Annotated in this window: 13 protein-coding genes; 4 read left to right on the top strand and 9 right to left on the bottom strand. The window is 70.9% G+C overall.

All coding sequences use genetic code 11. The features are described 5' to 3' along the window. Positions 1 to 126 precede the first annotated feature (126 nt). The 3 genes from OG448_RS21390 (at position 127) to OG448_RS21380 (ending at position 2,431) form a co-directional block, all read left to right on the top strand. A complete protein-coding gene (locus tag OG448_RS21390) occupies positions 127 to 1,503 on the top strand; it encodes a hypothetical protein (protein ID WP_405556047.1) in 1,377 nt (458 codons plus the stop codon). A gap of 95 nt (positions 1,504 to 1,598) precedes the next feature. After that, positions 1,599 to 2,183, top strand: coding sequence for a DUF4383 domain-containing protein (locus OG448_RS21385; protein WP_405556045.1), 585 nt, complete (start codon positions 1,599 to 1,601; stop codon positions 2,181 to 2,183). A gap of 38 nt (positions 2,184 to 2,221) precedes the next feature. Continuing rightward, positions 2,222 to 2,431, top strand: coding sequence for an FmdB family zinc ribbon protein (locus tag OG448_RS21380; RefSeq protein WP_391291604.1), 210 nt, complete (start codon positions 2,222 to 2,224; stop codon positions 2,429 to 2,431). 57 nt (positions 2,432 to 2,488) lie between these two features. Here OG448_RS21380 and OG448_RS21375 read toward each other — a convergent pair whose 3' ends face one another. From OG448_RS21375 to OG448_RS21365, 3 genes are read right to left on the bottom strand one after another with little or no spacing between them, the layout of a single operon-like run. Next, the gene (locus tag OG448_RS21375) at positions 2,489 to 3,322 is read right to left on the bottom strand and encodes an HAD family hydrolase (RefSeq protein WP_405556043.1); all 834 of its coding nucleotides are present in this window, start codon (positions 3,320 to 3,322) and stop codon (positions 2,489 to 2,491) included. Continuing rightward, entirely contained in the window at positions 3,322 to 5,763 is a 2,442-nt protein-coding gene (locus tag OG448_RS21370) for a phosphoribosyltransferase (protein WP_405556041.1), read from the bottom strand. Before OG448_RS21370 ends, OG448_RS21375 begins: the two co-directional genes overlap by 1 nt. A gap of 53 nt (positions 5,764 to 5,816) precedes the next feature. After that, positions 5,817 to 6,992: an HpcH/HpaI aldolase/citrate lyase family protein gene (locus OG448_RS21365; protein WP_405556039.1), complete on the bottom strand. Its 1,176-nt coding sequence runs from the start codon at positions 6,990 to 6,992 to the stop codon at positions 5,817 to 5,819. A gap of 174 nt (positions 6,993 to 7,166) precedes the next feature. Here OG448_RS21365 and OG448_RS21360 point away from each other — a divergent pair, with 174 nt between their 5' ends. After that, on the top strand, positions 7,167 to 8,027 hold the full coding sequence (locus OG448_RS21360; RefSeq protein WP_405556037.1) for a TerD family protein: 861 nt from the start codon (positions 7,167 to 7,169) through the stop codon (positions 8,025 to 8,027). Between the two features lie 7 nt (positions 8,028 to 8,034). On the opposite strand, the gene OG448_RS21355 is transcribed toward OG448_RS21360, so the two are convergent. The 6 genes from OG448_RS21355 to OG448_RS21330 form a co-directional block, all read right to left on the bottom strand. Further along, positions 8,035 to 8,772 carry a Tellurium resistance gene (locus tag OG448_RS21355; RefSeq protein ID WP_405556035.1) on the bottom strand — a complete coding sequence of 246 codons (738 nt, stop codon included), beginning with the start codon at positions 8,770 to 8,772 and terminating at the stop codon, positions 8,035 to 8,037. Positions 8,773 to 8,952: 180 nt separating this feature from the next. Next, a complete protein-coding gene (locus tag OG448_RS21350) occupies positions 8,953 to 10,098 on the bottom strand; it encodes a DUF475 domain-containing protein (RefSeq protein ID WP_391291610.1) in 1,146 nt (381 codons plus the stop codon). A 76-nt stretch (positions 10,099 to 10,174) separates the two neighbouring features. Continuing rightward, positions 10,175 to 10,753, bottom strand: coding sequence for a TerD family protein (locus OG448_RS21345; protein ID WP_030808086.1), 579 nt, complete (start codon positions 10,751 to 10,753; stop codon positions 10,175 to 10,177). 94 nt (positions 10,754 to 10,847) lie between these two features. Further along, a complete protein-coding gene (locus OG448_RS21340) occupies positions 10,848 to 11,423 on the bottom strand; it encodes a TerD family protein (protein ID WP_086695838.1) in 576 nt (191 codons plus the stop codon). Positions 11,424 to 11,526: 103 nt separating this feature from the next. Then, positions 11,527 to 11,985, bottom strand: coding sequence for a peroxiredoxin (locus OG448_RS21335; RefSeq protein ID WP_086695839.1), 459 nt, complete (start codon positions 11,983 to 11,985; stop codon positions 11,527 to 11,529). 138 nt (positions 11,986 to 12,123) lie between these two features. Beyond that, positions 12,124 to 12,564 (bottom strand): DUF3052 domain-containing protein, encoded by a 441-nt coding sequence (locus OG448_RS21330; protein ID WP_018545328.1) that lies wholly within the window; start codon positions 12,562 to 12,564, stop codon positions 12,124 to 12,126. Between the last annotated feature and the right edge of the window lie 332 nt (positions 12,565 to 12,896).

Genomic DNA, 12,896 nt, shown 5'->3' with positions numbered 1-12,896 from the left:
CTCGGGCGGTGTCCCGCAAACCCCGGAACAGGTGAGGGCGGGGGTGAACTGACCGGGCCGTGTGTTCGTCTTGAACGGGTGGGAGAATGACACCACCCAGGGCCAACCGCAGCACGGGAGAGGGATGTGACGGCGACACCGGGCACGTCAGCAGCGCAGACCCACCCGCACCCGCCGTCCCCCGTGCGCGACGCCCTCACCCTGATGAGCCTCCCCGTGCTCGCCGCGCTCACCATGGCCTCCGCGTTCGCCGGCGGCGGCACCCGGCGCTGGTTCGGCGGACGCGCCGAGAGCCAGCGGGCCGAGGCACAGGCGGCGAAGGACGCCGCGGCGGCCGCGTTCTACGAGCTGGACACCGCCCAGCGCGACCTGAGCATCTCCATCGAGACCATCTCCGCCGTCGACGACTCCCCCGCGGCCCGCCGCGCCGTCGCCGACTTCGAGGCGCTCGGCCGGCGCATAGACGAGGCGAGCCAGACGTACATCCAGGCCGTCGACGCCCAGGATCTCGACCACGACGACCTCGACGCGGCCACCGCGAACCGCGCCCGTACCGAGCTGACCGCCGCCAAGGACGAGCTGGTCCGGGTCAAGGGCGAGCTGGACCGCTTCTCCACCTCCCTCGGCCCCCTCCTCGGCAGCGCCGAGACCCAGCTCGCCCGCCTCGCGCCCGCCGTGGAGCGCGCCCGGCAGGCCCTGCTCGGCGCGAGCAACGCCCTGGACGCCGTACGCGAGAAGCGGCTGACCGCCGACGACCTGGCCGCCCGCCTCGCCGCCGTCTCCCCCGAGCTGACCCGGCTCAACCAGGGCGCCGGACAGCACGGTGTCGCGGCCACCCTGGAGCGGGCCGAGCGGGTGCAGCGGGAGGCCGGGGCGATCCGGGCCGAGGCCGAGCGGCTGCCGGAGCGCGCCGCCGAGATCGACCGCCGCCTGTCCAGCCTGAGCACCCGCGCCCAGGCCCTGACCACCCGCAGCGGCCAGGTCGAGCCGGTGCTGAGCGAGCTGCGGCGCCGGTTCGCGGCCGCCTGCTGGCAGGACCTCCAGCACGTGCCCGAGCAGGCCGCCGAGAACGTCCGCCAGGCCGAGCGCAAGCTGAACGAGGCCCGCGCCGCGCGGGAGGCCCAGCGCTGGCCGGACGCCACCTCTCTGCTGTCGACCGTACGGGCCCTGCTGAACACCACCGACGAGGCGGTCTCGGCCGCCGGGGACCGGCTGACCAGGCTGAACGCCGTCCAGAAGGACCCCCGGCAGGAGATCGAGCGGACCCGGTTCGCGCTCCGGGACGCCCAGCGGCTCGCCATGACGGGCCGTACCGCGCCCGACCCCCGGCACGCCCGCCCGCTGGACGAGGCGGTGGCCCGGCTGGACCGCGCGGTCGCCGCGCTGGACAGCGGCCGGCACCCCGACTACTGGCACTTCCTCACCGAGACCGAAGCCGTACGCGGCACGGTCGCGCGCGTCGTCGCGCAGATCCGCGAGGAGCGCGGCGGCCCGGGCCAGTGAGCCCGCCCGGCCGCGCCCCTGTTGCCGGTGCATGCGGTGCTGGCGAGTATTGAGGGGTACGGGACGGCCTCCGCACGCGCCCCCAAGGAGGCGACATGGCCGCACACGCAGTGCACTCGCGCGACAAGCAGTCCACCCGGCGCCGCACCGTGCTCGACGAGCACCTGCCCGTCGACCACAAACTGAACATCGTCTACCGCATCGGCGCGGGCCTGATCGGGCTCTTCCTGCTCATCTTCGGCATCCTCGGCCTGGTAGGCCACATCGGTGCCTTCAACGTCGGCAGCGACACCGTGGCGGGCCTGAACACCAACGGCGCGCTGAGTGTGCTCTCCATCTGCGTCGGCGTGATCCTGCTGGCCGGCATGGTGATCGGCGGCAACTTCGCCTCGACCCTGAACATGGTCTTCGGCGTGCTGTTCATCCTGAGCGGCTTCTTGAACCTGGGTCTGCTGGACACCGAGAACAACTTCCTGGCGTTCAAGATCCAGAACGTGTTCTTCACCTTCATCGTCGGCCTGCTGCTGATGACCTTCGGCATGTACGGCCGGGTCGGCTCGTCCCTCCCGCACGACAACCCCTACTGGCGCTCCCGGCACCCCGACGCCGAGCACGAGGACCCCTCCCTCACGACCCCGGACAAGCGCGCCGTCACCGGACCGGACACGAAGCCCGAGTGACACCCCCGCTCGCCGGGTCCGGCGGCTAACCTGTGCGCATGCCTCGCTACGAGTACCGCTGCCGGACCTGCGGCGACACCTTCGAACTCAGCCGCCCCATGGCGGAGTCCGCCGCGCCCGCCACCTGTCCCGAGGGCCACGACGACACGGTCAAGCTGCTGTCGGCGGTGGCTGTCGGCGGCTCCTCCGCCGCTCCGGCCCCCTCGGGCGGGGGCGGCGGCTGCTGCGGGGGCGGCTGCTGCGGCTGAGCAGGACACAAGTACGGCACCGGACGGGCGTCCGGTGCCGTTTCGCGGTGTGTACCGCTACGCCGGCAGCCGCGCCGGGACCACCGCGCCCCGCGCCACCCGCAGGAACTCGCGGGTGATCCGCTCCCCCGCGAGTACGCCCCGCTCGGCCACCGCGCCGACCAGGGGCGCGGCCCAGCCGCTGTCGGCCAGCTCGCCGTGGCCGGGCCGCCAGCCGCGGTCGGCGGCCAGCAGCAGGTCGGCGTCCAGGTGCGAGTCCCCGGCCGCGAGCGTCAGCTCCGCGCCGGTCCGCCGGGCCACCTCACGCACCGCCGCGCCCTTGGTGAGCGGCTGCGGGACCGCGTAGATCTTGCGGCCCTGGAGCGACACCGTCCAGCCCCGCTCCCCGGCCCACTCGGCCAGCTCGCCCACCCAGTCCCCGGGCAGCAGCTCCCGCTCGACCACCAGGTACGCGAACAGGTCCTCCGCCACCCGCTGCTTGCGCAGCCATACCGGGTCGGAGGCCCGGCGCAGATGGTCGGTGATCTCCGCGAGCGGCGCGCACTCGTCGGCCAGCCGGGTCAGCACCGAGGCGTGCCAGTCCTGGTCGGTGACCCCGTCGACCAGCAGATGGCCACCGTTGGCGCAGATCGCGTACCGGGCGGGCGGTCCGGGCAGGTTGATCCGCCCGTACTGGGCGCGGGTGCGGGTGGTCGTCGGCACGAACACCGCCGCGTCCGCCAGCTCGGTCAGCAGCGCGGCCGCCGTCTCCGTCATGAAGGACAGCGGGCGGGCCTCGTGCACCTCCACGCAGAGCAGCCGCGGCGCCCGGGCGTCCGGCATGGTGAGCGCGAGGGCGCCCGCCGAGTAGATCAGGGTGCGGTCGAGGTCGCTGGCCACCAGCACCGGCATCAGACGTTCACCGCCCGGCCGTCGGCACCCGTGGCACCCCGCGTGTACTTGGGGTGGATCAGCCCGACGCAGGTGTACGGCAGGTCGTCGACCTCCTCCACCGGCACCCCGCGCTGTTCGGCGAGCAGCCGCACGTGGTCGAGGTCGGCGCCCGCGTCCGCCTTGGCGAGGATCTTCCAGGGCACCCGGCGCAGCAGCACCCGCGTGGTCTCCCCGACGCCCGGCTTCACCAGGTTCACGTCGTGGATGCCGAACTCCTCACTGATCCGCTCCACGGCCCGCCAGCCCTCCCAGGTCGGCGTGCGGTCCTCGGCGAGCAGCTCCTTGACGGCCGCGTCCACCTCGTCCCGGACCTCGGGGAAGCGGGCGGAGATGGCGTCGAGGAAGGCCACCGACACATCGGCGCCGGCGAGTTCGCGGTAGAACTTCGCGCCGTGGAAGTCGTCCGGGCCGACCAGGTCGGCGCGGAGCACGGTGCGCGATATCAGGCCGGAGACCGTGGAGTTGAGGCAGGCGGAGGGTATGAGGAAGTCGTCGCGGGTGCCGTAGGTGCGCACGCACGAGCCGGGGTCGGCGAGGACGGCGATCTCCGGGTCGAAGCCGGTGACACCTTCCGCGCGCTCGAACTCCTCGATGGCGGCGGCAAGTTCGCGGGTGATGGCACCCTTGCCGGTCCAGCCGTCCACGAAGACGACGTCGCGCGGGTCGTGGTGCGCGGCCAGCCAGCGCAGCGCGTTGGCGTCGATGCCCCGGCCCCGGACGATCGAGACGGCGTAGTGCGGGAGTTCGGTCCCGTAGCGCTGCTCGGCCCAGCGGCGCATGAGGACGCCGACGGGTGTCCCGGCGCGAGCCAGTGAGACCAGGACCGGCGTGCCGCCGCGCTCGGTGAGGACGGTCTCGGTGACCACGCCGACCGCTCGGGCGATCCGGTCGGCGGAGGTCTCCAGGGCGGCGTGGAAGAGCGCCTGGTACCGCTCGCTGGGCTGGTACTCGACCGGCAGCGACTCGGCGTAGTGCGCACCGCCGTTCTGCACGGCCTCCTCGCGCTCCTCGGTCGGCGCCTCCAGGCTGACCGCGGAGAGGTCCTGGAGCAGCCAGCCGACCTCGTCGGGCGCGTACGAGGAGAAGGCGGGGCCGCGGAGGGGCTCGGGCAGCATGGCCGGCCTTTCGGGAAGGTGGGGCTCGTGGGAGGGCACGACCGCGAGCAGGACGTGCGGGGCGTGCGCCGCGAGCCGGGCGAGCAGGCCGTCCGGGGCGTGCAGGGCAGGGGTGTCCGCGGCGGAGTCGACGACGGCGACCACGGTGTCGAAGCCCGCGCCCGCGACGTTGTACGCGTACCGCTCGCCGGGGCCGTCCGCCGGGTCGTCGTGGGCGGGGAAGGCGAGCCGGGTGCGTATCGCGTAGCCGGGGTCGTCCACGGCGAGAACGGGTGAGCGGGTGGTGGTGGAGTAGCGCACCTCGGCGGGGACGGTCCGCTCCAGCTCGGCCGCGAGCCGCAGCGGGGCGTACATCAGCTCTTCGAAGCCGAGCACCAGTACCCGGCGGGAGCCGTCGGGCAGCGCGTCGGCGATCCGCGCGGCCATGCCGGGCAGCGCGGCCTCCAGCCGGGCCCGGTGGGCCGGGGTGAAGCCGTGCCGTGCGCCGTCCGGCAGCCCGGCCGGCCAGCCCAGCTCGACCCGGCTCACCTCGCCGTCCGGCACCGCGCCGGACGCGGCATCGGCCCGCTCGTGCTCCGCGACCAGCGCCTGCCCCTTCTCCAGCACGCCCTCGGGCAGCCGTACGGTCCCGGAGGCGGCCGCGACCAGGTCGACGCGGGCGCCGATCTCGGCGGCGAACCGGTCCAGCCGGGCGGCGTCCTCGGCGGAGCGCATGTCGACGAGGGCGACCACCACGTAGCGGTTGCGGGGGTGGCGGGCGTGCAGCTCGCGGATGGTGTTGAGGACGGTGTTTCCGGTGGAGAACTCGTCGTCCACCAGCACCAGCGGGCCGTCCCCGGCCAGCAGCGCTGGGTCCTCGGGGAGCAGCAGGTGGGAGGTGGCGTGGGAGTGGGACTCCTCGAAGCCGCCGGCCGGGGTGACCCCGGCGACCGGGCGGCGGGTGGAGTGCAGGTACGGGGCGAGGGCGAGGCCGTCCGCGACCGAGTGGCCGAGGCCGGTGGCGGTCTCCGCGTACCCGAGGACGACGGCGCGGGACGCCTCCGCGTCCCCGAGCAGGGCGCGGACCCGGTGGCCGAGCCGGAGCCCGTGGCCGTGGACCACGGTGGGCGACTGCGGGACGTGCTTGCCGAGCACCTTCGAGACCAGCAGATGGGCCCGCTTGGGGTTGCGGCGCAGCGCCATCCCCAGCAGGTCGGTCAGGTGCTCGTCGCCCTCCAGTTCGACACCGAGTCGCCGTGCGACCCAGGTGCCGGACCAGACGCCGTCGTTCACTGCGTTCTTCATGCGTTCCTTGCGGCTCGGGGGTGGGGAAAAGGAGGCTCTGTACGAGGGAGGGCTCAGCCGGTCACGCCGGCGGTCAGCAGGTCCACGAAGCCGACGTCCTCGTTGGCCACCCCGAAGACCTCCGCGCGCAGCAGGGTCCGCTCGGCCCAGGCGCGGTGCGGCTTCACCTCGTTCATCTTGTTCGTGTACGCGGACCTGAGGACTCCGCCGCCGTCGCTGTCCGGCCGGAGGATGTCCGCGGCATCGCTGAACTCCTCGTGGCTCACCACGGAGAGCGCGTGCACGGGAAGCACGTGGGAAGGATGGATGCAGGTCTTGCCGAGCAGACCGTTGGCCTGGTCCAGGGAGATCTCCCGCAGCAGGCCGTCCATGGCGTGTTCGATCAGCTTCTCGCGCAGTCCGACGGCGCGCACCTCCAGGAAGGGGCTCGTCCGGAGCTGCGGCTTGAAGACGCGCTCGGGGACCCGGAAGTACTCCCAGACCGGCCCGGTCACGGTGAACCCGCTGCCGTCGGCCCGGCCGAGCATGTTGACCACGTCGCCGATGACGGAGGCGACGATCTGGACGTCGTACGCGGTCATGTCGGGGGCACGGCGCAGCCCGTAGGAGGAGCAGAAGTCGGTGACGCCCAGGCGCAGCGCCAGGACCCGGTCGCGGTACTTGCCGACCGCGCGGGCGATGCCCTCCAGGGTCTCCACGCGGGACTCGCGGTAGAGCAGCTCGGGCGACTCCAGCACCGGCATGGCGAAGAGCCGCCGTCCGCACGCGGTCTCGGCCGCGCTCAGCGCCTCCAGGAAGCAGACGCCGCGCTCCTCGGTGAACTTGGGCAGCACGAATCCGGACAGCAGCCGGACGCTCGGGCCGAGGCGCCGGACCAGGTCGGGAATCTGGTCAGGTGTGCGCACCCGGATGAACAGCAGCGGCGGCTCGGCGCCGGTGCGGGCGTTGAGCGTGTCCAGCTCGGCGAACTGCCGGACCAGGTTCTCCTCGCCGGCGGGCACCTCCTCGTCCGCGATGGAGTCTTCCAGGCACAGCACCATCGAGACCACGCCGTTGCCCGTCTGCTTGACGATGTCGGCGGCGAGCCGGGGCCGGGTGGCCGGGCTGTACAGGGTGGCCCCGAGGGCCGCGGAGAGCAGCCTGGCCGGGGAGTCGGCGGTGAAGGCGCACGGCTCCTGGTGGAAGAGACGCTCCCGCGTTTCGGGGGCGATGTGCCCGAAATGACGCATAGGACTCCCTCATGGCGCGCCGAGTCTGTGATTTCCGCAAAGGGTGGCCGGTAATAGTACGTAGAGACGCATGTCGGGGGTTCCCGGCCGGCATGAATTTCCGGTTACCCGCCCGTGTCGGGTGGAACACCCCCCGCATTGTCGTGGCCAGGACCGAGAAGGCAGGATGACCGCATGACGCACGCGATGCTGAAGGGGTCGAACGTCCCGGTGGACGCCGCCACGGTACGGGCGGTGCTGCGCTGGACGCCGGGGCAGGACGTCCCCGAGGTCGACGCCTCCGCGCTGCTGCTGGGCCCCGACGGCCGGGTGCGCTCGGACGAGGACTTCGTCTTCTACAACCAGCCCCGCCACCCCTCCGGCACGGTGTGGGGGCTGGGCAGGAAGCCGGTCGCCGGGGGCCTGACCGACACCATCCAGGTGGACCTGGCCAAGGTCGAGTCCGGGGTGGACCGCATCCTGCTGGTGGCCTCCGCCGACGACGTCCCCTTCGACCGGGTCCCGGCGCTGTGCGTGCTGGTCCACGACGCCTCGGTGACCGACGCCGAGCCGCTGGCCCGGTTCGAGGTGAAGCCGGAGACCGGCGCGGAGACGGCGCTGATCTGCGGCGAGCTGTACCGGCGCGGGGACGCCTGGAAGTTCCGCGCGCTGGGCGAGGGCTACTCCAACGGCCTGGAGGGGCTCGCCACCGACTTCGGCATCTCGGTGGACGAGTCGGAGGCGGCGGCCGAGGAGCCGCGCCCCCACGAGTCCCGGTCGGTGCCGCTGCCCCCGGAGCAGCCCGTACCGCTGCCGCCGCTGCCCACCCAGCCGCCGGCCTACGGCTATCCGCAGCCCGTCTCCGCCCCGCAGCCCGCGTACGGCTATCCGCAGCCCGCATCCGCGAGCCAGGCCACCTACGGCTACCCGCAGTCCGTCCAGACGCAGGCGCCGCCCGCCTACGGCTACCCCCAGCCCCAGCCGGCGCCCGCCGCGGCCCCGCTGGACCCGGACTTCCGGCTGCCGCCGCAGGGGCCGCAGTTCCTCGGGCGCTAGCGCCCGCTCACCGGTCCGCCTTGGACTTGTAGCCCCGCCCCCAGGTCAGCCCCCAGCCGTACAGCCGGTCCAGCTCGCCCTGGAAGCCGTAGACGAACTTCACCTCGCGGCGGACCATCAGCTCGCCCTTCACGTTCTCCAGCAGGACCACCGCGCACGAGCGGGCCTGCGGGTGGCGTTCGTCGAGGCCGATCTCGATGCGCGGGCCGTTGCTCGGGTAGAGCGTGACCACGGCGTGGGTGCGGTCGAAGGCCGGGGTCTGGTCGTAGATGTACACGAAGACCAGCAGGCGTTTGATGGCGTCCCGGTGGTCCAGGTTGACGTACATCGTCTCGCCCGAGGCGGAGCCGAACCGGTCGTCGCCGCTGAGCTTGACGTACGGCGGGGCGTTGACGTCGCCCAGGTAGCCGCCGAGGGGCTGGACGACGCCCTTGGTGCCGTCGGCGAGTTCGTAGAGGCAGCCGAGGTCCAGGTCGACGTTGACCATGCTCTGGCCGTGGCCCATCACTTCCGGTGGTTTCAGTGCCTTGAAGGGGTGCCGGAAGAGGCTGCCGCGCTGGGGGCCGCCGAAGTCGGAGGTGCGCATCCGCCAGGTCAGGTTGACCCGGAGGTTTCCGGTGGCCGCGCCCTGCTTGGTGAGGGACACCTGCTGGTGCCGCTTGGTCAGTTCGATCGCGTTGGACCCGGAGCTGCCCGAGTCGAAGTCGGCGGTGCGGCCGCCCAGCAGTCCGTCGAGAAATCCCATTCCCGCCCCCCTGGTTCCGTGCTGTGGTGCTGGTCCGTGAAAAGCCGTCGGGGCGGCCGACCCGAGTCGGCCGCCCCGTTCGAAGCGTTCCTCGCCCGGCGGGGTGCCACACCCCGCCGCGTCCCCGATCTTGCCCCTAGGGGCGGGATCAGGGCACCGGACCCCCACCGACCGAGGTCGTCAGACCCCGGAGGAGATCTCCGTCTTCTCACTCGACCCGGCATCGCCGCCTGCGGCCGCGATCGCGCGGTTGCGGCGGACCGAGGACCAGAAGGACCAGGCGATCAGGACGACGCCGACCAGGCCGGTGATGACCTCGTTGATCTCGTACTGGATGGTGACCATGAGGATCACGGCCAGGGCGCCGATCGCGTAGTGGGCGCCGTGCTCCAGGTAGACGTAGTCGTCGAGGGTGCCCTGGCGGACCAGGTAGACCGTCAGCGAACGGACGTACATCGCGCCGATGCCGAGGCCCAGCGCCATCAGGACGATGTCGTTGGTGATGGCGAAGGCGCCGATCACACCGTCGAAGGAGAAGGACGCGTCCAGGACTTCCAGGTACAGGAACATGAAGAACGCGGCCTGGCCGGCCAGCTTCACCGCCGAGCGTGGCTTGCCGGAGCGGGCGGCCTCCTCCTCGGCCTCGTGCTCGGCTTCCTCCTCGGCCTCCAGCTTGTCCTCGAAGTAGCCGGAGAGACCGCCGACGACCATGTACGTGATCAGACCCGCGATGCCCGCGATCAGGACCGTCTGGGCCTTGTCGACATGGGCGCCGCCGTGCTGGTGGGCGTGGGTGGCGAAGGTGAAGGAGGTGATCAGCAGGACGATCATGGCGATGCAGACCGACAGCATGTCGACCTTGCCGAGCTTGGCCAGCGGCCGCTCGATCCAGCGCAGCCACTGGATGTCCCGGTCCTCGAAGATGAAGTCGAGGAAGATCATCAGCAGGAACATGCCACCGAACGCCGCGATCGCCGGGTGGGCGTCGGTGACGAGTTCCTGATAGCGGTCCTTGTTGTTCAGCGCGAGATTGACGGCCTCGATCGGGCCCATCTTGGCGCTGATGGCGACGATGACGACGGGGAAGACCAGTCGCATGCCGAAGACCGCGATGAGCACGCCGACCGTGAGGAAGATCTTCTGCCAGAAGGCACTCATCTTCTTCAGGATTCCGGCGTTGACCACCGCGTTGTCGAAGGACAGCGAGATCTCGAGGACGGAAAGGATCGCCACGATGCCGAAGGCCTTCCACCCCCCGTAGAAGACCGCCGCGACCAGGCCGATCGCGGTGATCGCGAAAGACCAGCCGAAGGTTTTCAGAAGCACTGGCTACCCCATCATCTTCTGGGGGCCCCTCCCAGACGCTGTCTGGGGGAGGTTTCCCCCGCCGCCGTACCCGGCTTTACGAAACGTTGACTCCGAAGTCTAGAGCGATGCCCCGAAGTCCGGACGCGTACCCCTGTCCGACCGCACGGAACTTCCATTCGCCCTGATACCGGTAGAGCTCGCCGAAGATCATGGCCGTTTCGGTGGAGGCGTCCTCGCTGAGGTCGTAGCGGGCGAGTTCCTGGTCGTCGGACCGGTTGACCACCCGGATGAAAGCGTTGGCGACCTGGCCGAAGGACTGGTTGCGCTCGTCCGCCATATGGATCGAGACCGGGAAAATGATCTTCTCGCACTGCGGCGGCACCTGGGAAAGGTCCACCAGAATCGATTCGTCGTCGCCCTCGCCCTCACCGGTGAGATTGTCGCCGGTGTGCTCCACCGAGCCCTCGGGGCTGGTGAGCTGGTTGTAGAACACGAAGTACTCGTCCCCCAGCACCCGGTTCCCGGCACCGCACAGCAGGGCGCTGGCGTCCAGGTCGAACGGGGCGCCCGTGGTGGAGCGGGCGTCCCAGCCCAGCCCGATCATGACGCTCGTGAGATTCGGCGCGGCCTTGGAGAGGGAGACATTGCCTCCCTTGGCGAGCGTGACACCCATGCTGATCCTCCCCTGTGGTGTTCTTGGTTCTCCTGCGCCACCGGCGCCGCCCGCAAACGCGGAACGGCGCCGGAGAGGTGCGAGCCGTACGGTGTCAGACGTTGACGCCGAAGTCCTGGGCGATGCCGCGCAGACCCGAGGCGTACCCCTGGCCGATGGCGCGGAACTTCCACTCCGGGCCGTTGCGGTACAGCTCGCCGAACACCATGGCCGTCTCGGTGGAGGCGTCCTCGCTGAGGTCGTAGCGGGCGAGTTCCTGGCCGCCCGCCTGGTTGACCACGCGGATGAACGCGTTGCGGACCTGGCCGAAGGACTGCTGGCGGTTCTCGGCCTCGTAGATCGAGACCGGGAAGACGATCTTCTCCACGTCGGCCGGGACGGCGGCGAGGTCGACCTTGATCTGCTCGTCGTCGCCCTCGCCCTCACCGGTGAGGTTGTCGCCGGTGTGCTCGACCGAGCCGTCGGGGCTCTTGAGGTTGTTGAAGAAGACGAAGTTCTGGTCGCTGCCGACCTTGCCGGCGTTGTTCAGCAGCAGTGCGCTGGCATCGAGGTCGAAGTCGGTGCCGGTCGTGGTGCGCACGTCCCAGCCCAGACCGACGATGACGGCGGTCAGGCCGGGAGCCTCCTTGGTCAGCGAGACGTTGCCACCCTTGCTGAGGCTGACTCCCACGGGTCCTCCATGTGGTGTCCAGGGGCCGACAGCCCCGTAGTGCATCGGATATGGGATCAACGTGCCGATCCTAGTGACGGGTTCCCGCGGAGCGCGGGGCCGTTCACAGGGTGTCGAGCGCCTTCACGTAGTCGGTCAGGTCACGGGCGTCGGGCAGGCCGTTGACGACGGTCCAGCGCACGGTGCCCGTCTTGTCCAGGATGAAGGTGCCGCGCACCGCGCACCCCTTGTCCTCGTCGAAGACGCCGTAGGCGCGGCTGACGTTGCCGTGCGGCCAGAAGTCGCTGAGCAGCGGGTATTCCAGGCCTTCCTGCTCGCCGAAGACGCGCAGGGTGTGCATGGAGTCGTTGGAGACGGCGAGCAACTGGGTGTCGCGGTCGGTGAACTGCGGAAGGTTGTCACGCAGTTCGCAGAGTTCACCGGTGCAGACGCCGGTGAAGGCGAAGGGGTAGAAGAGGAGCACCACGTTCTTCTCGCCCCGGAAGTCGGAGAGCCGAACGGTGCGGCCGTGGTTGTCCTTCAGTTCGAAGTCGGGGGCCTCGTCGCCGACCTGGAGCGCCATCGTCCTGCATCCCTTCGCTGAGCCGTACGGGTGAGCGCGGGTCACTCGCCCGGTCCCACCCTACGCAGCGATCACGCCGGGACCGCCGGGCGGACCGGGGAGTCCCGGCCCGCACGGCGCGGCGATGACGCGTTCTTTCTAACGCTTGCCGGACTTGGCGGCCTTCGGCGTCGCCAGACGCGAGCCGCTCCAGTCCTTGCCGACGCTGACGCTCTTCGAAGCGGTCAGCCCTGCGGTGGTTGCGGCCTCCGAGATGTCGCTCGGCTCCACGTACCCCGTACGGCCGGTCTTCGGCGTCAGAAGCAGGATGGCGCCGCCCTCTTCGATGTACGTGGTGGCATCCACGAGTACATCGGTGAGGTCTCCGTCGTCATCACGGAACCACAGCACAACGGCGTCGGCCACGTCGTCGTATTCCTCGTCCATCAGGTCGCCTTCGACGGCTTCCTCGATGGCCTCGCGGAGCTCCTGATCGACGTCCTCGTCGTAGCCGATCTCCTGGACCACCTGTCCGGGCTGGAACCCCAGCCTGGCGGCAGGGTTCGTCCGCTCCTCCGCGTGGTCCGCGGTCGCGCTCACGGGTTGCCTCCTGATCATGTCTTGGTGAATAACTGAGCCACGCGCGTGCGCGAAGCATTGGCCGTAGTCCACACGGGCGGGACGGATCGCGCAAGTACCCGGCCCTCCTGACCGCCGAAACGGTGACGTTCCGGGCCGCTTCGCCGTCACTCCTGGCACCGTATCCCGTTTCCCCGAGAACCACATCACACCGATGTGCCCCTTATGCGCACTTCGGAATCATCCGTCGATACGCCCATCGAACAACTTTGCCATGCCCGTCACACCCCGGGCGTATCGTTGCGTTTTGACCGGGTGACGATCCGGGTGGCCGACGGGGTGGCGAGTCGGGG

Origin of the sequence: Streptomyces sp. NBC_01171, assembly GCF_045039805.1 — a bacterium.
GTDB lineage: Bacteria > Actinomycetota > Actinomycetes > Streptomycetales > Streptomycetaceae > Streptomyces.
The sequence above is the reverse complement of the archived record's forward strand: the minus strand, read 5'-3'. Positions and strand labels throughout refer to the sequence as shown.

Coding starts and splice junctions, on each gene's coding strand:
- OG448_RS21365 (WP_405556039.1), bottom strand. CDS start 6,992: ATGCGTCATTTCGGGCACATCGCCCCCGAAACGCGGGAGCGTCTCTTC.
- OG448_RS21360 (WP_405556037.1), top strand. CDS start 7,167: ATGACGCACGCGATGCTGAAGGGGTCGAACGTCCCGGTGGACGCCGCC.
- OG448_RS21385 (WP_405556045.1), top strand. CDS start 1,599: ATGGCCGCACACGCAGTGCACTCGCGCGACAAGCAGTCCACCCGGCGC.
- OG448_RS21335 (WP_086695839.1), bottom strand. CDS start 11,985: ATGGCGCTCCAGGTCGGCGACGAGGCCCCCGACTTCGAACTGAAGGAC.
- OG448_RS21355 (WP_405556035.1), bottom strand. CDS start 8,772: ATGGGATTTCTCGACGGACTGCTGGGCGGCCGCACCGCCGACTTCGAC.
- OG448_RS21345 (WP_030808086.1), bottom strand. CDS start 10,753: ATGGGTGTCACGCTCGCCAAGGGAGGCAATGTCTCCCTCTCCAAGGCC.
- OG448_RS21370 (WP_405556041.1), bottom strand. CDS start 5,763: ATGAAGAACGCAGTGAACGACGGCGTCTGGTCCGGCACCTGGGTCGCA.
- OG448_RS21375 (WP_405556043.1), bottom strand. CDS start 3,322: ATGCCGGTGCTGGTGGCCAGCGACCTCGACCGCACCCTGATCTACTCG.
- OG448_RS21380 (WP_391291604.1), top strand. CDS start 2,222: ATGCCTCGCTACGAGTACCGCTGCCGGACCTGCGGCGACACCTTCGAA.